The following is a 23,377-nucleotide window of genomic DNA, read 5'->3' on the forward strand; positions in this document are numbered from 1 at the left end:
GGCCCCTCATAACTGAAGGGTCCGGAAAAGCCATCTGATTCGAGGAACCCGACGGCCTGGTCTGTTTCTTGCAAGATAAGCCAGATGGCCTATAATGTAAGTACAGACAGCAGACATCAACCGATGTGCTGTTTAATGAATGCTAGATGGTCTAACAATCATCCAGAGCACGGTCGCTGCGGGAACACTGATCGTGCTTTTTGTTGTTTCGGATGATCGAGACCTGGAAAGTTACGCTGATTTTACAGGGCAGCAAACTCCAAACCAGCGGCCGGACAAATTCTATGATGACGCACAGATTTGCCAGCAGCTGGAGAATCATATAAATATCCATTGTTCCTCCTTTCCAGTCTGTATAACAGGTCAGGTCGGAACAGGGTCCTCGAATCAGGGTGAAACAGGCACATCAGCGTTTTGATGACTGCAGTAAAATTATAACAAAGCAGAGGAACAGGTTACAGGCATCTCGGAAAAATCGCAATAAAAAGTATATTTATTTAACAAAACTGTATGTCGTTGCCTGGAATCGTAACTCTCCGAAATTCGATGGAAAATCTGTTGTCACCGACTTAGGTAATAAAACCTCAGCCAGTTCCCTGGACAACCTGCGGTTGTCCAGGGAACTGGCTGAGCCTATAATGTAAGTACAGACAGCGGTCATCAACCGATGTGCTGTAATGAGATTAAACCGGAGGTCTAACGATCATCCAATGCACGGTCGGTGCTGGAACACTGATCGTGCTTTTTGTTTCGTCAGCCAGTCTCCTGGGCAGCGGTCTGCTGCGCAGGAGACCCGCTGACGAAGAATGCTGCCTGATAATAGTACCCCGGAAAGCTCCAACCAGCAGAATCAGCCTGTATTTTCACAGGCCACCTCTCCAAAGTTTCAGCGGGTTGTCTTCACAACCACAGGCTGTCCTGACAACCGGCTGTACTTGCCCCGGCCAGGGCGTCAGCCCGCATTCACGCAGAGGGATACAGTTGTCAAAGACCAATCCCTTTCAAATCACATGACATGTACCGGGTATTGAAACCTTATCCGTTTCCCCATATAATAATGCGGATAACGATATTCACAGATTCACGCCTGTAATCCAGAGAAGCAGAGAGGTACAAGATGAACAAACTTTCACTGTTGTCTGTGCGGGACCTGTCCGTACATGAAATCCTGCAAATCCTCCAGGAGGCAAGAATTTTTAATAGTTCCCAAAAAGATTGGCATTTGCCAGCCGTGAACGCGCTGGTGGCTAATCTTTTTTTTGAGCCTTCCACCCGTACGCACTTCTCGTTTGAAAGTGCCGAATTCCAGCTCGGGTGCAAAGTGGCGGACTTCTCGGCATCCAGCTCCAGTGTCACGAAGGGAGAATCCCTTTACGATACAGCGCGGACTTTTGAGGCCATCGGCTACAAGGTGCTGGTGATCCGGCATCCCGATGACCGGTACTATGAACGGCTGCGGGATATCACGATTCCGATTCTGAATGCAGGAGACGGAGCTGGGGACCACCCCACGCAGTGTCTGCTGGATCTTTACACGATGTGGGAGGAATTCGGTTCCTTTGAGGGACTGAAAGTGGTGATCTGCGGCGATATCAAGCACTCCCGGGTGGCTGCCAGCAACAAAGAAGCCCTGGACCGGCTGGGGGCGGATGTCCGCTTTGCCGGCCCGGCACAATGGCGCCGGGAGGGGTATCCCGTCATGGACTTTGACCAGGCAGTGGAATGGGCGGATGTGGTCATGATGCTGCGGATCCAGAAGGAGCGCGGCGCCATGGCCGACATGCCCAACCGGGAATATCTGACCCGGTATGGCCTGACGATGGAACGGGCATCCCGCATGAAGCCCGGGGCCATCATCATGCATCCGGCGCCGGTGAACCGGGATGTGGAAATCGACTCGCGGCTGGTGGAAGCACCCCAGAGCCGGATTTTCCGGCAGATGACCAACGGCGTGCTCATCCGCAAGGCGGTGCTCAAGCGTGCCTTTGGCTACCCGCCGTTTCGGGAGGAAACCGGCGACAGGGGACAAAGCCGGACGGCCGACAAACAGAACAGAGATCATATAAAAGGAAAGAAGGGGACAGAATGACACAGAAACGGCTGATCCGCAATGCTTCGGTGATTTCCGGTGGCAGGCGGATCCAGGCAGATGTGCTGTTTGATGACAGAATTCTGGCGGTGGGCGAAAACCTGCCGGCGGACGAAAACACCCGGGTCACGGATGCCCGGGGCCTGACACTGATCCCGGGGCTGGTGGATGTGCATGTGCATCTGCGGGAGCCCGGGCGCGAGGCCAAGGAAACCATTGCGGATGGCACCGCGGCGGCAGCGCATGGCGGGTTCACCACGGTATTTGCGATGCCCAATGTCCTGCCTTTTCCCAGCACGGTCAGGACTGTGGAACCATACCAGCGGCTGCTGGAAGAAAAAGGCCGGGTGAGGGCCCTGCCTTATGGCACGATCACAGTGGATGAAGCCGGTGCTACGCCTACGGACTATGCCGCGCTCAGAGAGCTGGGCGTGCACTGGTTTTCCGATGACGGCGTCGGGGTGGACAGTGCGGCGGTGATGCGCCGTTGCCTGGAAGCTGCCAGGGAAGCAGACGTGCTGTTTGCCTGTCACACAGAGGACATGAACTACCGGCAGCCCGGGGCTTCGGTTCACGATTCTCCGGTCGTGACTTCCAGAGGCTGGATCGGGATTCCTTCGGCGTGTGAAAGCGCCCAGCTGATCCGCGACCTGAAGCTTCTGAAGGAAACCGGCGGCAGGTATCATACCTGTCACGTGAGCGCGAAGGAAAGCGTGGATGCACTGCGCGAGGCAAAAGCCGCGGGGCAGGATGTCACGGGAGAAGTCACGGCGCATCACCTGTTGCTGGAAGACAAGGATGTCCAGGGACCGATGTGGAAAATGAATCCGCCGCTGCGCAGCCACGAAGACCGCATGGCACTGATCGAGGGCCTGGAATCCGGAACCCTGGACTTCATCGCCAATGACCATGCACCGCATACGGAGGAAGAGAAAAACCAGCCCATGGACAAGGCGCCTTTTGGCATCGTGTCCCTGGAAACCGCCTTTCCTCTTTTATATACGGAATTCGTCAAAGGCGGCCGCTGGAGTCTGGAACAGCTGGTGCACTGGATGAGCACCGCCCCGGCCAGGCGCTTCGGCCTGGAAGGCACCGGGGACATTCTTCCGGGATACCGGGCGGACCTGGTGCTGGTGGATGAGAACCGGCCGGGCATTATTGACAAAACGACATTTCTTTCCAGGGGGAAAAACACCCCCTTCGACAAGTGGCCCACAGCCTGTACCATCGCCGAGACGATCTGCGAAGGCAGGACTGTGTGGCGGGATACAGAGACAGAGAAGAAAGGAAGCTGAATCATGGAACGACTGCTGATTCTGGAAGACGGAAGCGTGTACCGGGGCCAGGGCTTCGGGTCGGATGACCTGAAAACCGGGGAACTGGTGTTCAACACTTCAATGACCGGGTACCAGGAAATCCTTACCGACAACTCCTACTGCGGACAAATCGTCATGATGACCTATCCCCTGATCGGGAACTACGGCATCAACCGGGATGACTATGAGTCCATCGAACCGGCGGTGTTCGGGTTCGTGACCCGGGACCTGTGCCAGTCTCCGAACAACTGGCGCAGCCAGGAAACCCTGGATGACTTCCTGAAAGCCCACAACATTCCGGGCATTTACGATGTGGATACAAGAGCCATCACCCGGAAGCTGCGCAACAAAGGCACCATGCGGGCCATGCTGGCCAATCCTGACACAGATATCGAGGCGGCGGTCAGGCAGCTGCAGGAAACGGACTATCTGCATGACCAGGTGGCACGGGTGTCTTCCAGCAAGATTTTCCCGATTCCCAACCGGGGCCACAAAGTGGTGCTCATGGACTTCGGTGCCAAGCTGGGGATCGTGCGGGAGCTCTCCCGGCGGGGCTGCGACCTGATCGTCGTGCCCTGGGACACCGATGCCCAGACGATCCTGAGTTATCACCCGGATGGGGTGATGCTTTCCAACGGCCCGGGGGACCCGGAAGATGTACCCCAGGCCATAGAGACCATCCGGCAGCTGATGGGAAAAACGGTGATTTTCGGCATCTGCCTGGGACACCAGCTGATTTCCCTGGCGTGCGGGGCAAAGACCTACAAACTGAAGTTCGGACACCGCGGGGCGAACCACCCGGTGGTGGACCTGGAGACAGGCAAGGTGGACATCACAAGCCAGAACCACGGTTTTGCGGTGGACATTGACTCGCTGGCGGACACAGAGCTGGAACTGACGCACAAGGCACTCAACGACGGATCCTGTGAAGGGGTCCGGCACAAAGAGCTGCCGGTGTTCTCCGTGCAGTTTCACCCGGAAGCCAGTGCCGGTCCGGAGGATACGGCATACCTGTTTGATAAGTTTGTGGCCATGATGGACAAGGAGGGACGGCATGCCTAAACGTGACGATATCAAGAAGATCCTGGTGATCGGATCGGGCCCGATCGTGATCGGCCAGGCGGCGGAGTTCGACTATGCGGGCAGTCAGGCCTGCACCTCACTGCGGGAAGAAGGCTACGAGGTGGTGCTCATCAACTCCAACCCCGCGACGATCATGACGGATTCCTCCATTGCGGACCGGGTCTACATCGAGCCGCTGTCACTGGAATTTGCCAAGCGCGTCATCTGCAAGGAGCGCCCGGATGCCATCCTGGGCTCCCTGGGCGGACAGACAGGCCTGAACCTGGTGGTGGAACTGGCACAGGACGGCATTCTGAAGGATTACGGGGTCGAGATCCTGGGGACGGATCTGCAGGCCATCAACCGGGCGGAGGACCGGGAGCTGTTCCGGGACCTGATGCAGGAAATCGGCGAGCCGGTTCCCGAGAGCATGATCGTGCACACGGTGCAGGAAGCGGTGGACTTCTGTGCAGACCTGGGCTATCCGGTGGTGGTGCGTCCGGCCTACACGCTGGGCGGCACCGGCGGCGGTTTTGCGCACAATGAGGAAGAACTGCGGCGGATCACGGAAGCCGGGCTGAAAATCTCCCCGGTGCATCAGTGTCTGATCGAGCGCTCCATTGCGGGGTACAAGGAAATCGAGTACGAAGTCATGCGCGATGCCAACGACAACGCAATCGTGGTCTGCAACATGGAAAATGTGGATCCGGTGGGCATCCACACAGGTGACTCCATTGTCGTGGCCCCGGTGCAGACCCTGACAGACCAGGAAAACCAGATGCTGCGGACAGCGAGCCTGAAAATCATCCGGGCGCTGAAGATCTGCGGCGGCTGCAATGTGCAGCTGGCGCTGGATCCCGACAGCTTCAAGTATTACGTCATTGAAGTCAATCCCCGTGTGTCCCGGTCCTCGGCCCTGGCGTCCAAGGCCACGGGCTATCCCATTGCGAAGATTTCCGCAAAACTGGCCGTCGGCCTGACACTGGACGAGATCCTGAACCCGATCACCGGCACGAGCTATGCCTGCTTCGAACCGGCGCTGGACTACGTTGTGACGAAGTTCCCCCGGTTCCCCTTCGACAAGTTCCCCGGCGCCGACCGGCAGCTGGGCACCCAGATGAAAGCCACAGGCGAAGTCATGTCCATTGGCCGCAGCTTTGAGGAGTCCTTCCTGAAAGCCGTCCGGTCCCTGGAGACAAAGACCGACCACCTGGAGCAGAAGGACATGGCTGACATGTCTGATGGCGAGCTGCTGAGCCGGATCCACGAGCGCGACGACGAGCGGATCTTCGCCATTGCCCAGTATCTGCGAAACGGTGGCGACCCGGAGAGAGTCGTGCGGGAAACCCGGATGGATCCCTTCTTCATCGACCACCTGATGGTGATCCTCGCCCTGGAAGCGGAAGCAAAGGACCCGGCCGCTGTCGGCAACAGGGACCTGCTGAGGAAACTGAAGAGAAACGGATTCTCAGACGCCTGGATCGCCCGGCAGTGGGGCATGAGCGAGCAGGAACTGTACGAACTGCGAAAACAGGCGGGCATTGTGCCGGTGTTCAAGATGGTGGACACCTGCGCCGGGGAGTTCACGTCCGAAACGCCCTACTTCTACTCGAGCTATGAAGAGGAAAACGAAAGCGAAGTCTCCGACCGGCAGAAAATCGTGGTGCTGGGCTCCGGCCCCATCCGGATCGGGCAGGGCGTGGAGTTCGACTACGCGACTGTGCACTGTGTGGAGACCCTGCGGGATGCGGGCTATGAGGCCATCATCATCAACAACAACCCGGAGACCGTGTCGACGGATTTCTCGATTTCCGACAAGCTGTATTTCGAGCCTCTGACGACAGAAGACGTCATGACGGTGGTGGATCTGGAAAAGCCCGAAGGCGTGATTGTGCAGTTTGGCGGCCAGACCGCGATCAACCTTGCGGATTCGCTGGTCAAGCGCGGGGTGAAGATCCTGGGCACCAGTCTGGAGGACATTGACCGGGCGGAGGACCGTCATGAGTTCGAGGCCATGCTGCACAAGCTGGACATTCCCCAGCCCCAGGGTGAAACGGCTGTCACGGTGGAAGAAGCGCTGGAGATCGCCGGCCGGATCGGGTATCCGGTGCTCGTGCGCCCGAGTTACGTTCTGGGTGGCCGGGCGATGGAAATCGTGCACAACGACGAGGACCTGAAGAAATACATGGCCACGGCGGTGAAGGAAATCAGCCACGATGCGCCGATTCTGGTGGACAAGTACGTTGTCGGCAAGGAGCTGGAGATCGATGCGGTGGCCGATGGTGAAAACGTCTATATTCCGGGTGTGATGGAACACATCGAACGGGCTGGCGTGCATTCCGGTGACTCGATCTCGGTGTACCCCGCCCAGACCATCAGCCAGGAGGTCAAGGACACGATCATTGACTATGCGATCCGCATCGGCAAGGGATTCCACTTCAAGGGCCTGTACAACATCCAGTTCATCGTGGACCGCGACAACAAAGTCTATGTCCTGGAGGTCAACCCGCGAAGCAGCCGGACGGTGCCGTTCATTTCCAAGGTCACGGGCGTGCCGATGTCGGCGATGGCCACCCGGGCGATCCTGGGCGAAAGCATTCCGGACCAGGGATATACCCCCGGGTATCATCCGGAGGACAAGGAGCGTGTGTTCGTAAAGGCGCCGGTGTTCTCCTTTGCGAAACTCCGCAGTGTGGATACGGTACTGGGTCCGGAAATGAAGTCCACGGGCGAGGCCCTGGGATCGGATACGAGTCTGGAAAAGGCGCTGTACAAGGCACTGGTGGCCAGCGGCGTGCGGATCCCGACCCATGGGGCGGTGCTGATCACCGTGGCCGATGGTGACAAAGAGGAGGCGCTGAAGCTGGCGAAGCGGTTCTCGGATATCGGCTATGGCCTGTATGCGACGAAAGGTACGGCGAAGATGCTGCGGGATGCGGGACTCTTTGTGCATGAGGCGGACAAGGTGGAGGAAGGCGACACCAACAATGTGCTGGACATCATCCGGACGGGTCAGGTGAATTTTGTCATCAACACGCTGTCGGCCAACAACCAGGCCAGCAATGACGGCTTCCTGATCCGGCGTGTGTCTGCGGAAAACAACATTTCGTGCATGACGAGCCTGGATACGGCCAATGCCCTGGCGGGTGTGCTGGAGAGTCTTTCCTTCTCGATGGTGTCCATGAACGAAATGGGCAGATAGCGGCCCGCCCGTCCGGCCTTCCGGATGGTAAACTGTCTGGCAGTTTATCCATCCGGACAGCCGCCGTTGGGGTGCAGTGCAGTCCTGAGGGTGGTGCTGCAAAATGGAGTTCCCATCCGAACAATGGCGTGCCGTGCAGAAACCGGCTCTGTCCGTAAATGACACCGTCTATACCGGTGCATTTTCGAAGGGACCGGGGATTGTGGAGATAAACATATGAAAGACGAGAAAACGAAAGTCCTGTCCAATGTCCCGATTGCCCGGGATGTGTGGAAACTGGATCTGGAAACGGATATGGAGTGCGGACCGGGGCAGTTCGTGGAAGTGAAATGCGGCCAGTATTTCCTCCGGCGCCCGATTTCCGTATGTGAAGCGAAAGACGGCGTGCTGACGCTGATCTACAAAGTCGTGGGCAAAGGCACCGACTGGCTGTCCCGGGTGCAGCCCGGAGAAACAGTGGATGTTTTCGGACCCCTGGGAACAGGGTTCCCGACCAGCCGGGCAGAAGTTCCTGCGGAACTTTCTGCCCGGCCCGTCGGAAAGCAGGACCGTGGTCTCCAGTCAGGTGGAAAAGAGAATGAGGATGCTTCCTGCCCCGGGGAAAGAAAAGGACCGGGACACGGTTCTGTTCTCCTGATCGGCGGCGGAGTGGGGGTGCCCCCTCTGGTCATGACCGCCCGGAAACTGCAGGAACAGGGCGTGAAGGTCCAGGCTGTACTGGGGTTCGGCTCCAGGGCAGATGTATTTGGCCTGGACCTGTTTGCAGCCCTGGGCATTGAACCTGTGATTGCGACCATGGATGGATCCATCGGCACACCGGGTACAGTGCTGGATGCGATTGATGCAGCTGGTCTGGAAGCAGATCAGGTCATGAGCTGCGGCCCCCTGCCTATGCTCAAGGCAGTCAGTGACCGGTATGAAACCGGCTATGTGTCGCTGGAGAGCCGCATGGCCTGCGGTCTGGGTGCCTGCATGGGCTGTGTAGTGAAAACACCGGATGGCTCGCAGCTGCGTGTCTGCAAAGATGGACCGGTGTTCCGGATCGGTGAGGTGGTGCTGTGATGAAAATAATGGATCTTTCGGTCAGGCTCCCGGGTCTGGACCTGAAAAACCCGGTGATTCCGGCCTCCGGCTGCTTCGGCTATGGCCGGGAATACGCAGAGCTGTACGATCTCTCGCTGCTGGGCGGCATTGCCATCAAGTCGGTATCCGCCGCACCCAGGGAAGGCAACCCTACCCCGCGGGTGGCGGATACACCCATGGGCATGCTGAATGCCATTGGCCTGCAGAACAAAGGCGTGGAGTATGTGGTTGAACACGAGTTGCCGTTTCTGGCGCAGTATGACACCCGGGTGCTGTGCAATGTGGCAGGCAGCACTGAGGAAGACTACGTAAAGGTCATCGAAGCCCTCAACGACGATTCCCGGGTGGATGCCTTTGAACTCAACATCTCGTGTCCGAACGTGAAACACGGCGGCATGGGGCTGGGAACGGATCCGGAACTGGCGGCGCATGTCACCCGTATGTGCAAGGCTGCCAGCCGGAAGCCGGTATATGTGAAACTGTCCCCCAATGTGACGGACATCGTTGCGATCGCCAAAGCGGTGGAAGCCGCGGGGGCGGACGGGCTGGTCATGATCAACACCCTGCTGGGGATGCAGATGGATCTGAAAAGCGGGAAGCCGCTGCTGGCCAACAAAACCGGGGGTCTCTCCGGTCCTGCGGTGAAGCCTGTCGGCATCCGGTGTGTATACCAGTGTGCAAGAGCCGTGAAGATTCCCATCATCGGCTGCGGGGGCATCACCTGTGCCGAAGATGTGCTGGAATACCTGCTGGCAGGCGCCAGTGCGGTGGAGGTCGGCTGTGCCAATTTCACCGATCCCTGGGTATGTCCGGAAATCATCGATGATCTGCCCGGGGTGCTGAAGAAGTATGGATACGACAGCCTGGAGGCTGTGCGGGAAAGGAGCCGACAGATATGAGCAAGACCATTGTGGCGCTGGATTTTTCGTCGCGCGAAGAAGCGCTGGAGTTCCTGAAACAGTTTGATTCCCCGGTGACGGTGAAAGTCGGCATGGAGCTGACCTATGCCGCGGGGCTGGACATCGTGGATGAAATCAAGGCGATGGGACACGATGTGTTCCTCGACCTGAAACTTCACGATATCCCCAACACCGTCAAAGGCGGCATGAAAAACCTGGCCAGGCGCGGGGCGGATATCGTGAATGTACATGCGGCGGGCGGCAAAGCCATGATGGCGGCTGCCATTGCCGGACTGGAAGAAGGGACCCCGGAAGGGAAAAAACGCCCGCTGTGCATTGCGGTTACGCAGCTGACCAGTACATCAAAGGAAGCCATGAATGAAGAACAGGGGATTCCGGGTGAGGTGATGGACAGCGTGATCCGGTATGCGAAAAATGCGAAAGACGCCGGCCTGGATGGCGTGGTATGCAGTGTGCATGAAGCACAGGCCATCCATGAAGCCTGCGGCCCGGAGTTTTTGACCGTGACCCCGGGGATCCGGCTGGCTGATGACAGCAAGGATGACCAGAAGCGTGTCGCGACACCGGCTCTGGCGCGGGAACGAGGCTGTGACTATATCGTGGTTGGCCGTTCCATCACAAAGGCGGAGGATCCCAGGGCGGTATTCGAAGGGATCGAGGAGACAATGCATGGAGCAGTATAAGAAGGATTTCATTGATTTCATGAAAGACAGCGATGTGCTGAAGTTCGGGGAGTTCACATTGAAGTCCGGACGGAAGTCGCCGTTTTTCATGAACGCCGGCGGCTATGTGACCGGTGCCCAGCTCAAGGGGCTGGGGGAGGCCTATGCGAAGGCGATCCATGATGCCTATGGGCTTGACTTCGATGTCCTGTTTGGTCCTGCCTACAAGGGGATTCCCATTGCGGTGGCGACAGCGATGGCCTTTGACGAGCTGTATGGCAAGCCGGTCCGCTACTGTTCCGACCGCAAGGAGGACAAGGACCATGGCGCAGACAAAGGCGGGTTTCTGGGCACAAAGCTGCAGGATGGCGACCGGGTGGTGATGATCGAAGATGTGACCACATCGGGGAAATCCATGGAGGAAACCGTGCCGAAGGTGCGGGGTGCTGCGGATACACAGATCGTGGGTCTGATGGTGTCTCTGGACCGCCATGAGCGGGGAAAGGGAGACAAAACCGCGCTGAAGGAAATCGAGGAGCTGTACGGGTTCCCGGCGCATGCCATTGTCTCCATGCCGGAAGTGGTGGAGTACCTCTCCGAAAAGGGAGAGCTGTCCCCGGAACAGCTGGCGCAGATCGACGCCTACTACCGGCAGTACGGGCCGAAGGAATAAACAGAGGATAATGCAGACACCCGGGGCCGGGTCCAGACTGCACAAGCAGTTCTGGATCGCTCCGGGTGTCTTTGCCGTGGCAGGCATCTGCAAGGGGGATTGCGGGGCTGGCGGACGGTACGCCAAACCCAAAGCAGGTTCATCATGATCCCATCAGGGCATATGAGCTGGCTTTCTTGACTTCCTCAAAGGTCTGTTTCTGCTGGTCATCGAGCAGGTCGGTGTTGTATTTCCATTTCCGGATCAGGTTGCCGATCTCATCCATGCTGTTTGTGAAGCTTGTCGACGATTCGGGATCCATGGTCCCGTCCCAGAAGGATTCGATATTTGCGGCATTGGCCGGGTTCCACTCCTGGATGGTGTTCATGTCCTTGTCGAAGTCCTTGATATCCGCTTTCGGACGTTCCTCGGGCTGACCGTCACAGGCGGTTGTCCCTTCCATGCCGTATGCGGTTTTGTATATGAAGGAGACTGTGTCATCGTAGTAGAAATCGTGGATTTTCTGGAGCTGTTCCAGGGTCTGGCAGGTAAAGGTGATGGTCAGGTCATTGTCTGCCCAGCCCATTGTGATCAGGGAAGGATCAAAGCCTGTTTCATCCGCCACCGCAGCTTTGGATTATGCCAGGTAGTCCTGTATGTCTTTCTCGTCTGTATTCTGGAAATCCATGTCGGAAGGAATGTACTGAATCAGTTCCACTTTTGTGAAGGGAGCATCTTCGGATGAACCGAAGAAACGGATGTCTTCCCGTACTCCATCCTTTCCTTCCCAGGTGCAGGAATGCAGGGGGTTCTGAATTCTGTTCAGGGCTTTTGTCAGACTGAGTTTCTTCCTTTGAAGCGGAGTCTTCGCCGAATACGGGCTTGAAACCGTCATCCTCATCGGCAGCGGGTGCGGATGAGCAGCCTGCAAGGAGCAGGGCGGAAAGAAGGGCAGGCAGCAATCGTTTCATGGGTGCCTCCTGGAAACTGCCAGGGTGCCGAAGGTCACAGCCGGCATGGTATCGAAAGGAATTATTCCATAGAGGTGACAGAAATGCGAAGAAAAAATACGTATTATCAATGATATAAAAAGCGGAAATTTTGAATAATTTCGTGAATGTTGCAAAGCAAAGCGAAAGTTCGGGTATAATGGCACCACCGGCTGCCGCTGCTTTCAAATGGCTGTGTCTGCGTGATCCGCGTGGTCTGATGCCGGGTATTTTGGATTTTCAGAATTGGAGGGAGGTCCCCTATGGAACTTTTGATGATTCTTCTGCTTCTGGTTTTCCTGCTGGAGGAAGGACTCAAGCTCGCTCTGTTGAGCCTGAAGTTTCTGAAACGGCTGGGAAAGATCAGAAAGCAGTTCAGAGAAGAAAAATGCCTGAGTCGTCTCACACACGCTCAGGCGGTCCCAACAGGGATACGTAAACCTTTGAAAGCAGCACAGTCGTGCTGTTCAGTTTCATTATAGCAATGTGGAGAGACAGCAGCAACCGGAGTGTCTGTCAAGGCGGTCCGGTATCTTCGCCTGGCAGTCAGGCCGCATGGCAGGTTCATGCAGACACATGAGCCGTCCTGTTCGGGGCGGCTTTTGTGCATGAGGCAGCATATCAGCACGACGTGCAGAACAGACAGTCACAACCTGTCTGTTCTGCTGGTCGGGCCTGAAGTTTCTGAAACGGCTGGGAAAGATCAGAAAGCAGTTCAGAGAAGAAAAATGCCTGAGTCGTCTCACACACGCTCAGGCGGTCCCAATCCGACCAGCCGGACAGCCTTGCGAGTGTCCGACACGTCGAACAAGCAGGCAAGTCTCTTTTATTGAAAATCTGGATCAAACATTGTCATTTAAAATTCAGTCCGGCATCTTCGCCTGGTGATCAGGACGCATGGCAAGTTCATGCAGACCCATGAGCTGTCCGTTACAGGGCGGCTTTTGTGCAGATGGAGCCCTTTGCGATCCGACGGTTCCAAAAGCAGTCAGACTGCAGAGCTCTTTTCTGCTTTTTCCTTCCAGTAAGGCAGTGTCATCAGGTGAGCATGATAGAATGCCCGGCATTCTGCTTCATTCATCCCTTCCTGCGGCATATGGGAGACCAGAAAGTCCAGCATCTGCTCTTCCTCTGTGTACGCGAAGCTGCCATCCTCCAGACACCATTTGCAGTATCGGGGATCTGTCTCTTTGTCTCTGGTTCTTCCCATGATGGATGGCTCCAGCGGCATACCGCAGCATTCGCAGAACCGGATCTCCGGAGACCCCAGCAGTGCATCTACGGACACACCGAATACACCCGACAAGGTCACCAGCATGTCGGGACCGGGAATCGTTTCATCGTTTTCCCACCTGGATACAGCCTGTCTGGTCACATGGACTTTTTCGGCCAGAGTGCTCTGAGTCATCATTGCTGCATCACGCAGACCTTTCAGAATGCTTCCTGTACTCATACAATTTCCTCGTTTCTTCTGACATCAGTATGACCCAGCCATTCAGCCGGGACAAGCAACCGCCAGTTGCCTGACAACTGCCGCCGGTTCCTGCTTGTTCACTTCTTATACCCACAGTCAGTCCTTCCACTCCAGCCGGCGGAGCAGACAGAGGCTGTCTGTTCCGCCAGCCTAAGGCCCTGGCTTCTGCCGGCATGCCGGCAGCATCATCCTCACCCGGCAGTCTTGCATGAAAGGCAGTTGGAGACTGTACTTGACACTGCGGGTTTTTCCGGGTATTATAATTCAGGCTTTTTTTGGGCTGATGCCCGACATCGACAAAAAAACAGAAAGAGGAAAAGCGAAAATGAACGAATTTGAATGCATCCGCCAGGAAACCTGCAGCAGTCAGGAACCTGAAATGATATACGACGTTGCCATCATTGGCGCTGGTCCCGGCGGGATTTTCTCTGCGCTGGAACTGACGCAACAGGCACCGGAACTGAAAATCGCCGTACTGGAAAAAGGCAGCGCCCTCAAGGGACGCCGGTGTCCCATAGACGGTGAGAAAATCAAGTCCTGCATCGGGTGCCGGTCGTGTTCCATCATGAACGGCTTCGGGGGAGCCGGGGCGTTTTCCGACGGGAAGTACAACATCACCAATGAATTCGGGGGAACACTGTACAAGTATGTAGGGGAAGAGAAAGCCATCGAACTGATGGAATACGTGGACGAAATCAACTGCCGGATGGGCGGGGCTCCGGCCCGGCTCTATGCCAATGACGATCCGGTGATTTACCGGAAGTGCCTGCAGAATGATCTTCACCTTCTGAAAGCCAGCGTACGGCATCTGGGAACGGACCTGAACTACGTTGTGCTGGAAAACCTGTACGCGGCTTTGAAGGACCGGGTGGATTTCTTCTTCAACACCGGCGCAGAGTCTGTTTCTTTTGAAGACGGTCTGTATACCGTGACCGCGGATACCGGCAAAGTTTTCCGGGCCAGGCGGTGCATTCTCTCCACAGGCCGCAGCGGCAGCAAATGGATGGAATCGGTGTGCCGGACCCTGGAGATCCCCACGCAGAGCAGCCGCATCGACATCGGTGTGCGGGTGGAGGTGCCCTATGAAACCTTCAGCGAGATGACCGATGCGCTGTATGAATCGAAGATCGTCTACCGGTCGAAAAAATACCAGGACCGGATCCGGACCTTCTGCATGAATCCTCATGGTGTGGTGGTGAATGAAAACACCAACGGCATTGTGACAGTCAACGGCCATTCCTACGAGGATCCGGCGCTGTATACAAACAACACGAATTTTGCGCTGCTGGTCTCGAATCACTTCACGGAGCCGTTCCATGAATCCAATCAGTATGGCGAATCCATTGCCCGGCTCTCCAATATGCTGGGCGGCGGAGTCATCGTCCAGCGCTTCGGAGACCTGATCCGCGGACAGCGTTCGACGCAGGACCGCATTGAAAGCGGATTTGTGAAACCCACGCTTCAGGCAACGCCGGGAGACTTGTCCCTGGTGATACCCAAGCGTCAGCTGGATGACATCATTGAAATGATCTACGCACTGGACAAAGTGTGTCCGTCCACGGCCAGCGATGACACGCTTCTCTATGGTGTGGAGGTCAAGTTCTACAACATGGAGGTGGAAGTGGACAGCTCTCTGGAAACCTGCCGCAAAGGTTTGTATGTGATCGGAGACTGCTCCGGTGTGACCCACTCCCTGTCCCATGCCTCGGCTTCCGGTGTCCATGTGGCCCGGGAGATCCTGAAACAGCTGGAAGAAGAAAACTGAGCGTCTCTGTATGCCCCATATATAAACCGCTGCCTGTGATGGCCTGCACGGGGCTTTTTGTTTTCCGGCCCCTGAACTGCGCGCAAAAAAAGCCTGAGATCCTGAAGAAGCTTTGCAGCATTCTTCCGGCTCTCAGGCTGTTTTCAGATTCGTGATCAGTGCTGCTGGCAGCCCGGGCTCAGGCGGATGTTTGCTCTGTGTCTGACGTCGCCTGGCAGCTTTCACGCTCAATGAGCTGGAACGGAACCAGGGTCCGCGAAGGCATGAGATCCGGGTTGTCCAGATGCTTGATGGCCTGCAGGGCGGCTTCGATCCCCAGCTGACGGGCATTGATGTCAATGGAGGTCAGGGCCGGAGAAACGATGGTCGACACAATGGAGTTGTTGAAGGAAATCAGGGACAGATCCCGTGGGATCTCCAGACCTTTCTCCTGACAGATGTGACGGACCAGGACCGCATGCATTTCGTCTGCTGCCACCACAGCCGTCGGACGGGGACCGGTTTTCGGAAACAGAGCCGCTTCCATGATCTCCAGAGCCCGGGGATCGTCCACATCCACCTGCGCCACGGTAGCCGGCCGCAGGTCCAGACCCTGTTCCTGAAGCTGAAGGCGCACGCCACTGCACCGGGCGGTGGAAAACCGGTGACGGGGATCCGAGCCGACGAACGCAAATGTACGATGCCCCAGCCCTGTGAGATACCGCGCGGCTTCCTGCCCCGCGGCGATGTTGTCATTGTCGACTGCCACCGTTTCGTTTGGATGACTCGAAGGCTGCCCGATCTGGACATAGTCGATGCCTTCGTCATACAGATAGTCCACCACAGGGTCATCCTCCCGGGAAAAGAGGACGATCCAGGCATTGACCAGCCGGTTCCGGGCATGGGCCTGGACACTGTCAAGAAGCTCGGCATCATCCTTTCCGGTGATCAGGGCTGTCAGGACTTTTTTCTCGTTGCACAACTGGGTGATGCCCCGGAGCACTTCGAGAAAGAATGGATTTTCAAAGGAAGAAGTCCGGGAAGAAGGCAGAATGATGCCCACAGTCCGCAGACCGGTTTCCTGCTGTGCCAGGGCTCCGGCCGGTGGTTCATATCCCAGCTGTGCCATGGCCTGCCGGACTTTTTCCTGTGTTTTCAAAGAGATGGAGGAGCTGTTGCGGCAGGTGCGGGACACCGTGGAAGGAGACACCCCTGCCAGCGCGGCTACATCGCGGATCGTCGCAGCCATATGTTCACCCTTTCTAATGATTCGGATTCAGCTTCCTGGAAGGAAATGAGATGGAATCCGGCTGATGCCGGTTTCACGGATTGCGGAAACAGCATGCATCAGCAGCGAGCCGGATGGTCAGTATTGCATCCGGTGTATGCAACAATGGTAGCATGAAACCGTTTGCGGGATATGCAACATTTGCATAAAATTTCGAAAAAATCGCAAATTACTGAATTTTGTCCAGAGACTTTCCGGTTTATCCGGGCACTTTGCTTGTATTTGTCGCAAATCATGAAATTATTTTCGGAAATTGTTGCGGAAACCATTGCATAAACAAATTCTCCGAAATACAATGAAAGCACTTACCGAGAAGGAGGGAATGACAGTGAAAGACAGACAGAATGAATCCATTCTGATCGTGCTGCCCCTGGATGGAGAAATCGTTGCCATCGACCAGGTTCCGGACCCGATTTTTTCCGGAAAAATGATGGGTGACGGTGCAGCGGTGATTCCGGAAAACGGAAAAATCGTTGCACCGGTGGACGGCACCCTCAGCATGATCGCAGCCACGAAGCATGCCTTCGGATTCAAGACCGAAAGCGGCCAGGACATCCTGGTGCATGTGGGACTCGAAACCGTGGGACTGGAGGGTGAGCCCTTCACCGTACATGCGAAAGTCGGCGACAAAGTGAAAAAAGGTGACTTGATTGCCGAAGTGGACCTGGATCTGCTGAAGGAAAAGGGCATCAACCCCATTACACCGGTCATCATCTGCGGCAACAGCAGCAGTCTGGTGATCGAGACAGCTTCGGGCAAGGGAAAAGCCGGGGAAACAGCCATCCTGACCCTGACACCGAAAGCGGAAGAAGCAGAAACCACAGCAGTATCTGCCGAAACTGGTGACAGCCGGCCGGCAGCGGAAAAGAAGGAAGCCAAAGCAGGCAAAAAGCCGGAATAGAAGAAAAAGAAGCGGAAGCTGAACATCAACTTCGATGTGCTCCAGAAATTCGGGAAGGCGCTCATGGTCGTGATCGCCGTCATGCCTGCAGCCGGCCTGATGATTTCCCTGGGCAAGCTCGTGGCCATGACCGGTGCATCCGTTCCTGTGATTCTCACCATTGGTGCAGTCATGGAGAACATCGGCTGGGCCATCATCAACAACCTGAACCTGCTCTTCGCGATCGCCATCGGCGGCAGCTGGGCGAAGGAACGCGCAGGTGGTGCCTTTGCGGCATCCATTGCCTTTATTCTCATCAACAGCATCACCGGACAGATCTTCGGTGTGACACAGGCCATGCTTGCGGATCCCGCGGCTGTGACCCACACGCTGTTCGGTCAGGAAATCGCCGTGGATGGCTACTTCACGAGTGTGCTCGGGGCCCCGGCACTGAACATGGGTGTGTTTGTGGGCATGATTGCCGGCTTCACAGGCGCGATCATTTACAACAAATACTATAATTACCGCAAGCTGCCCGATGCGCTGGCGTTCTTCAACGGCAAGCGTTTCGTGCCCCTGGTGGTCATTGTATGGTCTGTGATCATTTCCCTGGTTCTCGCCATTGTATGGCCCATGATCCAGCTGGGAATCAACGAATTCGGTGTCTGGATCGCCAACTCCTCCGAGACATCGCCAATCCTGGCGCCGTTCATCTACGGAACCCTCGAGCGTCTGCTGCTGCCCTTCGGCCTGCATCACATGCTGACGATCCCGATGAACTACACCTCCTTCGGCGGTACATATGAAATCATGACAGGTGCCCAGGCAGGGACACAGGTATTCGGACAGGATCCTCTGTGGCTGGCATGGGTCAACGACCTGATCAACTACAAGAATGCCGGTGACATGGCGGCGTACAACGAGCTGCTGCAGACCGTGACTCCCGCGCGCTTCAAGGTCGGTCAGATGATCGGCGCGACGGGTCTGCTGCTGGGCATCACCTTCGCGATGTACCGCTGCGTGGATGCAGACAAGAAAAAGAAGTACAAGGGCATGTTCATTTCCCTGGCGCTGGCTGTCTTCCTGACAGGTGTGACAGAACCGCTGGAATTCATGTTCATGTTCTGCGCCGTGCCTCTGTACATCGTGTATGCCCTGCTGCAGGGATGCGCCTTCGCACTCGCGGGCATCTTCCACCTGCGGCTTCACAGCTTCGGCAACCTGGAGTTCCTGACGCGGATCCCGATGTCGCTGAATGCCGGCCTGCAGGGCGACCTGATCAACTTCGTCATTGCGTGCATCGCGTTCTTCGCCATCGGCTACTTTGTGGCGTACTTCATGATCCGCAAGTTCCACTATGCAACACCGGGGCGTCTGGGCAACTACCAGACCGATGATGATGACTCCGCTGCATCCGATGGAAACAAGGCGGCATCCGGTGACGGAAACAGCCAGCCGGAACGCATCATTGCGCTGCTGGGCGGCCGCGAGAACATCGTGCTGGTGGATGCCTGCATGACGAGGCTCCGTGTGACGGTGAAGGATCCGGAAAAAGTGGCAGATGCCGCGGCGTGGAAAAAAGAAGGCGCCATGGGTCTGGTGCGCAAGGACTCCGGCATCCAGGCGGTCTATGGACCGAAGGCCGATGTCCTGAAATCCGATATCAACGACATTCTCTAGGACAGGATTCCCTGCCTTCTTCGGGCGGACCGCGGCTCATGACCCGGTTCGCCTTTTTTATACCCGGACCCGCTGCAGCGGCGGACGGGCAGATGCCGCCGGCTGCAGCCCTGCACAGGTCTGGGAGCCGACAGAGAAAAAGAGAAAGGACTCTATGAAACTGCTGACACTGAACACCCATTCCCTGGAAGAATCCGGGATGCCTGAAAAACAGGCAGCGTTTGCGAAAGCCGTGACCCGGTTCCGGCCCGATGTCATTGCCCTCCAGGAAGTCAACCAGCACAGGAATGCCGCGGCTGTGCCGATGCCCGAAGGGTATGTCCCTGCACAGCAGGCAGTGGTTCTCCGACGGGACAATCACGGCCTGGCCGTGGCCCGTCTCCTGGAACAGGAAGGCCTGCACTATCAGTGGAGCTGGCTGCCTGCAAAGGTGGGCTATGACAAATACGATGAAGGCCTGGCACTGTTTTCCAGAAAGCCGGTCCTGGAAACCGCGGATCTTCTGGTTTCGCGCACAGACGACTACTTCAATTACCGGACCCGCAGACTGCTGGGGATCCGCACGGAAGACGGATGGTTTTTCACGGTCCACATGAGCTGGTGGAACGATCCGCAAGAGCCCTTTGCCAGGCAGTGGGAAACGCTGCTGGACCTGCTTCCGAAGGACGGTCCCGTATATCTCATGGGGGATTTCAACGGTGATGCACAGGTATCCGGCCAGACATATGACCTGGTGAAGGCCTCTGGTTTCTGCGACACCTATGACCTGGCACAGACAAAGGACGAAGGCTGGACGGTCCAGGGTGTGATCGATGGCTGGCGCGACCAGGCTGCGGTGCCTGCCCGCCGCATCGACCAGATCTGGGCCCGCCATCCCGTGACTGTACGCTCCAGCCGCGTGGTCTTCAATGGGGCAGAAGAACCGGTGATCTCTGATCATTTCGGCATCCTGACTGAACTGCAGCCGGAAGAAGAACACTGACAGACCCGCTGCACAGCGGTAATGGCTCCCGCATCCGATGATGCCGGGGCCCTTTTTCCATGTTTTGACAGCCTGTATCAGAAGCAGCGACTCCGGCAGATGCACAGCCGGGTGCAAAACCGGACAGACACAGCCGGTATCGGCACAGGGGGACGGGAGCCGCAAAAAAAGAGTATGCGCTTGCAGAAAGCGAATGAAAGGAATGAAAGCTTCACCCTTGGTATACTTTCAGACGATGAATTACTGCAACCAAGGAGGCATGTACAATGGAAACAATGCTGCAGTTTTTTGAATGGAATCTTCCTGACGACAGCCAGCTGTGGAATCAGGTGAAGGAAGCCGCGCAGGGACTCAGGGAAGCGGGCTTCACGAAGGTGTGGCTGCCGCCTGCCTACAAGGGCCAGGCCGGGCGTACGGATACCGGGTACGGGGTGTATGACATGTACGACCTGGGGGAATTCAATGCGAAGGGAACCGTCAAGACAAAGTACGGTGCCCGCCAGGAATACCTGGATGCGGTGAATGCCCTCCGAAATGCGAAGATCGACGTGGTGGCGGACATCGTGTTCAATCACCGGATGGGATCGGATGCGACGGAAACCATTCAGGCGACAAACATGAACTGGCAGAACCGGAACGAACCGACGGGTCAGCAGCATCAGGTGGAGGTGTGGACAAAGTACACATTCCCGGAGCGCAACAACAAGTACTCGAGCTTCACCTGGGACTGGAATGATTTCACGGGAACCGACTATGACCAGTCGACGGGAGACAAAAACCTGCTGCAGTTTGAAGGCAAGTCCTGGAATGAAAATGTATCCAGGGAACAGGGCAACTTTGACTTCATCATGGGCGATGACGTGGACTTCAATGAAAAGGAAGTCGTGGAGGAGCTCTGCAACTGGGGGCGCTGGTATGTGCAGACGGCGCGGATCAACGCATTCCGGCTGGATGCGGTGAAGTCCATCGATTCGACGTTCTTCCCGGGCTGGCTGAAGGCCATGGAGAAGGAGCTGGGAAAACCGGCCTATGCCGTCGGCGAGTTCTGGACACAGTATGTCCAGGAACTGGATCAGTACCTGGAGGACTGCGGCCATTCCATGGCGCTGTTCGATGTGCCCCTGCACTATCACTTTATGCAGGCGGGGCAGTCCAATGGCGGCTATGACCTGCGGAACATCTGGCGGGATACACTGACAGACCACCAGCCGGGGTATGCCTGTGCCTTTGTGGACAATCATGACACCCAGCCGGGGCAGGCCCTGGAATCCTGGGTGCCCAACTGGTTCAAGCCCCAGGCCTATGCCATGATCCTGCTGCGCAGTCAGCCCTGCCCGTGTGTGTTCTATGGAGATCTCTATGGCATGAAGGATGGCAGCAACGGCCCTGTGCCGTTTCTGTGGGACATGGTGTGGATCCGGCGCAATCTGCTGAGCAACGAACTGACGGATTACTGGACGGATGACCCCCAGATGCTGGCGTGGCTCGTGCGGGGAGAACACCCGGTATTCGTGATCCTGACCGAAGGCGACTGGAAGCAGTATACGGTGCAGGAACCGGACATCGCGGGACGCACATTTGTGGACATCACCGATCCGGATCACAAAGTCACAGTGAATGAAAACGGCGAAGGCACCTTCACGTGCCGTCCGGGGTCCCTGGGAATCTATGTGACGGAAGAAGACTGGGCCAGGCGGGGCGAAGGACAGATCCCGCTGATGGACCCGGTGTCTGCGCAGGCGGCGGAGGTTACCGGCGGATCCCAGGCCGGTGAGCGGGAAGAAACAGACCCGGAGCGGTTTGTGCTCAGTGAGCCCTCCATGGCGGGGAAGGTCTTTGTGGACATCACGGATCCCGGCCGCCGTGTGGTGGCGGATGAGAGCGGAGAAGCCGTGTTTGAACGCGGGGAGGGCCCGGCCGGTGTGTTTGTCACGGAGGAACAGTGGAACCGCTTCGGCGGGCAGTGATCCGTCGTTTGATGCCGGCGGACGAAGACTGAATCCGGAAGTCCGATGCGGCAGGTCATCACCCGGTGGCCTGCCGTTTTCCAAAGGGCGCCCCTCCTGCGGGAAAGGCCGGTACCGGACAGGACCGGGACACAGATCTGTGCAGTCGGCGGAAGAATCCGACAGCGGTGACAAGATGGAGAGGTTTGTTACATAGAAAAAATAATCTTAAATTTCACTTTATACCATTTGGCACTAAATTCAGAAATGGTGTAATAAATTCCAGCCGGTGCCGCACAGGCCGGTGATACAATTTCACCATTGAAGAAAATCCGGTGAATCAACCCGGGTTTATCGCAAAACCTGGTCGGACAGACATAAAGCAAGGAGGGATGATATGCAGTACGGATATACTATGATGGATGCCTCCCAGCGGATCGAGCCGTTTTGTGCGGGAAAGATTTTTCTGGACCAGAGGGGAGATGAATCCCGTCCGGGGTTCCGGCAGCTGCTGCACACCCTGCGCAAAGGAGATACTGTGACGATTCCCTCCTTGTCGTGTCTTGGCAGCACGCTGCTGCAGCTGAGCGTGAAATGGGAAGAGCTCACGGACAAGGAAGTGTCTGTCAGTATTCTGGACTTTCCTGAGCTGAAGACAGGAGACCGGCATTTTTCCCGGCTCATGGATTACCTGCTGGATACAGACCGCCAGATGCGTCGGAAGAAACAGGTGAACGGCATGCAGCGGGCCAGGGATGGCGGAAAACGCCTTGGCCGGAAGCCAAAGGCAATCCCCGACCGCTTTGGGGAGGTCTACGGGGAGTATGAAGCGGGCAATCTGTCAGCCCGGGATGCCGCGGGTCTGCTGGATGTCTCGCACACCACATTTCTGCGCTGGTGCCGCCGGGAGGAAACCCGGAAAGCGGAGCTGCACGTCTGAAGCGGTGCACCCAGGCCAGGACAGAATCTGACAGAATGACAGCCGGTTTCCGACAGGGGCCGGTTCTTTTTTGCTTTCCGGCAGAAAAGTGGCAGGGATGCCATTTATTCGAACGAAAAAGGGCAAAGGGAAAGTGAAATAGAAAAAGCCGCTGCTCTCTGTTGAAAATTTTTCAGAAAATTTGTGTAAACCTGTTGCAATCTCCTGCATCCTGTGCAAAACTTTGGCCATTGAAACCGATGAAGCGGAGATAACGGCAGCCAGGGCTGTACAGAGAGCCTGCGATGATGAGAGTCAGGTCAGGACCCAGCTGTCAAATGGACCGCGGAGGGCGCAGTGAAACGGGTGGCCGGAGTATTCTGCGACGGGAGGACACCGTAAAGGTCCGGGGATATGTCAGTATCCCGCAAGCGCATGGCCTGCCATGAACCAGGGTGGCACCGCGGATCGTGATGAAAGATTCGTCCC

General features: G+C 56.7%; 20 protein-coding genes. 15 read left to right on the top strand and 5 right to left on the bottom strand.

The features are described 5' to 3' along the window. Positions 1–151: 151 nt before the first annotated feature. Positions 152–334, bottom strand: coding sequence for a hypothetical protein (locus tag aalo17_RS00735; protein WP_067554252.1), 183 nt, complete (start codon positions 332–334; stop codon positions 152–154). 783 nt (positions 335–1,117) lie between these two features. Here aalo17_RS00735 and aalo17_RS00740 point away from each other — a divergent pair. From aalo17_RS00740 to pyrE, 8 genes are all read left to right on the top strand, one after another. Next, the gene (locus tag aalo17_RS00740; RefSeq protein ID WP_082743155.1) at positions 1,118–2,089 is read left to right on the top strand and encodes an aspartate carbamoyltransferase catalytic subunit; all 972 of its coding nucleotides are present in this window, start codon (positions 1,118–1,120) and stop codon (positions 2,087–2,089) included. Further along, positions 2,086–3,384, top strand: coding sequence for a dihydroorotase (locus aalo17_RS00745; protein ID WP_082743156.1), 1,299 nt, complete (start codon positions 2,086–2,088; stop codon positions 3,382–3,384). Before aalo17_RS00740 ends, aalo17_RS00745 begins: the two co-directional genes overlap by 4 nt. Beyond that, positions 3,385–4,467: a glutamine-hydrolyzing carbamoyl-phosphate synthase small subunit gene (carA, locus tag aalo17_RS00750; RefSeq protein ID WP_067554256.1), complete on the top strand. Its 1,083-nt coding sequence runs from the start codon at positions 3,385–3,387 to the stop codon at positions 4,465–4,467. It begins immediately after the preceding gene. Next, the gene (gene carB, locus aalo17_RS00755) at positions 4,460–7,669 is read left to right on the top strand and encodes a carbamoyl-phosphate synthase large subunit (RefSeq protein ID WP_067554259.1); all 3,210 of its coding nucleotides are present in this window, start codon (positions 4,460–4,462) and stop codon (positions 7,667–7,669) included. Before carA ends, carB begins: the two co-directional genes overlap by 8 nt. Positions 7,670–7,885: 216 nt before the next feature. Further along, positions 7,886–8,731, top strand: a complete 846-nt coding sequence (locus tag aalo17_RS00760; RefSeq protein ID WP_067554262.1) for a dihydroorotate dehydrogenase electron transfer subunit — start codon at positions 7,886–7,888, stop codon at positions 8,729–8,731. A gap of 8 nt (positions 8,732–8,739) precedes the next feature. Further along, complete coding sequence (locus aalo17_RS00765) at positions 8,740–9,651, top strand: dihydroorotate dehydrogenase (RefSeq protein ID WP_067560018.1); 912 nt, start codon at positions 8,740–8,742, stop codon at positions 9,649–9,651. After that, positions 9,648–10,355 (top strand): orotidine-5'-phosphate decarboxylase, encoded by a 708-nt coding sequence (gene pyrF / locus aalo17_RS00770; protein WP_067554265.1) that lies wholly within the window; start codon positions 9,648–9,650, stop codon positions 10,353–10,355. Before aalo17_RS00765 ends, pyrF begins: the two co-directional genes overlap by 4 nt. Next, positions 10,342–11,007 (top strand): orotate phosphoribosyltransferase, encoded by a 666-nt coding sequence (gene pyrE, locus aalo17_RS00775; protein ID WP_067554268.1) that lies wholly within the window; start codon positions 10,342–10,344, stop codon positions 11,005–11,007. Before pyrF ends, pyrE begins: the two co-directional genes overlap by 14 nt. A 142-nt stretch (positions 11,008–11,149) precedes the next feature. Here the strand turns inward: pyrE and aalo17_RS00780 are convergent, their stop codons facing one another. Together aalo17_RS00780 and aalo17_RS00785 are read right to left on the bottom strand one after the other, a co-directional pair. After that, positions 11,150–11,611, bottom strand: a complete 462-nt coding sequence (locus aalo17_RS00780) for a hypothetical protein (RefSeq protein WP_067554271.1) — start codon at positions 11,609–11,611, stop codon at positions 11,150–11,152. 12 nt (positions 11,612–11,623) lie between these two features. Continuing rightward, on the bottom strand, positions 11,624–11,881 hold the full coding sequence (locus aalo17_RS00785; RefSeq protein WP_067554274.1) for a hypothetical protein: 258 nt from the start codon (positions 11,879–11,881) through the stop codon (positions 11,624–11,626). 357 nt (positions 11,882–12,238) lie between these two features. Here aalo17_RS00785 and aalo17_RS00790 point away from each other — a divergent pair, with 357 nt between their 5' ends. Then, on the top strand, positions 12,239–12,457 hold the full coding sequence (locus tag aalo17_RS00790) for a hypothetical protein (protein ID WP_067554277.1): 219 nt from the start codon (positions 12,239–12,241) through the stop codon (positions 12,455–12,457). A 506-nt stretch (positions 12,458–12,963) separates the two neighbouring features. On the opposite strand, the gene aalo17_RS00795 is transcribed toward aalo17_RS00790, so the two are convergent. After that, on the bottom strand, positions 12,964–13,428 hold the full coding sequence (locus aalo17_RS00795) for a zinc ribbon domain-containing protein (RefSeq protein ID WP_067554280.1): 465 nt from the start codon (positions 13,426–13,428) through the stop codon (positions 12,964–12,966). A gap of 346 nt (positions 13,429–13,774) precedes the next feature. Here aalo17_RS00795 and aalo17_RS00800 point away from each other — a divergent pair, with 346 nt between their 5' ends. Then, positions 13,775–15,214, top strand: a complete 1,440-nt coding sequence (locus aalo17_RS00800; protein WP_425531230.1) for an NAD(P)/FAD-dependent oxidoreductase — start codon at positions 13,775–13,777, stop codon at positions 15,212–15,214. Positions 15,215–15,392: 178 nt separating this feature from the next. Here aalo17_RS00800 and aalo17_RS00805 read toward each other — a convergent pair whose 3' ends face one another. Then, positions 15,393–16,442: a LacI family DNA-binding transcriptional regulator gene (locus tag aalo17_RS00805; RefSeq protein ID WP_067554283.1), complete on the bottom strand. Its 1,050-nt coding sequence runs from the start codon at positions 16,440–16,442 to the stop codon at positions 15,393–15,395. 367 nt (positions 16,443–16,809) lie between these two features. On the opposite strand from aalo17_RS00805, the gene aalo17_RS12920 reads away from it, so the two are divergent. From aalo17_RS12920 to aalo17_RS00830, 5 genes are all read left to right on the top strand, one after another. Continuing rightward, positions 16,810–17,382, top strand: coding sequence for a PTS sugar transporter subunit IIA (locus aalo17_RS12920; protein WP_236940491.1), 573 nt, complete (start codon positions 16,810–16,812; stop codon positions 17,380–17,382). Between the two features lie 36 nt (positions 17,383–17,418). Beyond that, the gene (locus aalo17_RS00815) at positions 17,419–19,041 is read left to right on the top strand and encodes a PTS transporter subunit IIBC (RefSeq protein ID WP_236940492.1); all 1,623 of its coding nucleotides are present in this window, start codon (positions 17,419–17,421) and stop codon (positions 19,039–19,041) included. A gap of 154 nt (positions 19,042–19,195) precedes the next feature. Continuing rightward, a complete protein-coding gene (locus aalo17_RS00820) occupies positions 19,196–20,023 on the top strand; it encodes an endonuclease/exonuclease/phosphatase family protein (protein WP_067554289.1) in 828 nt (275 codons plus the stop codon). Positions 20,024–20,289: 266 nt separating this feature from the next. Continuing rightward, entirely contained in the window at positions 20,290–21,990 is a 1,701-nt protein-coding gene (locus aalo17_RS00825) for an alpha-amylase (protein ID WP_145907383.1), read from the top strand. Positions 21,991–22,366: 376 nt separating this feature from the next. Beyond that, a complete protein-coding gene (locus aalo17_RS00830) occupies positions 22,367–22,909 on the top strand; it encodes a recombinase family protein (RefSeq protein ID WP_067554294.1) in 543 nt (180 codons plus the stop codon). Positions 22,910–23,377: the final 468 nt, after the last annotated feature.

The sequence above is a fragment of the Faecalibaculum rodentium genome, assembly GCF_001564455.1.
Classification (GTDB): domain Bacteria; phylum Bacillota_I; class Bacilli_A; order Erysipelotrichales; family Erysipelotrichaceae; genus Faecalibaculum; species Faecalibaculum rodentium.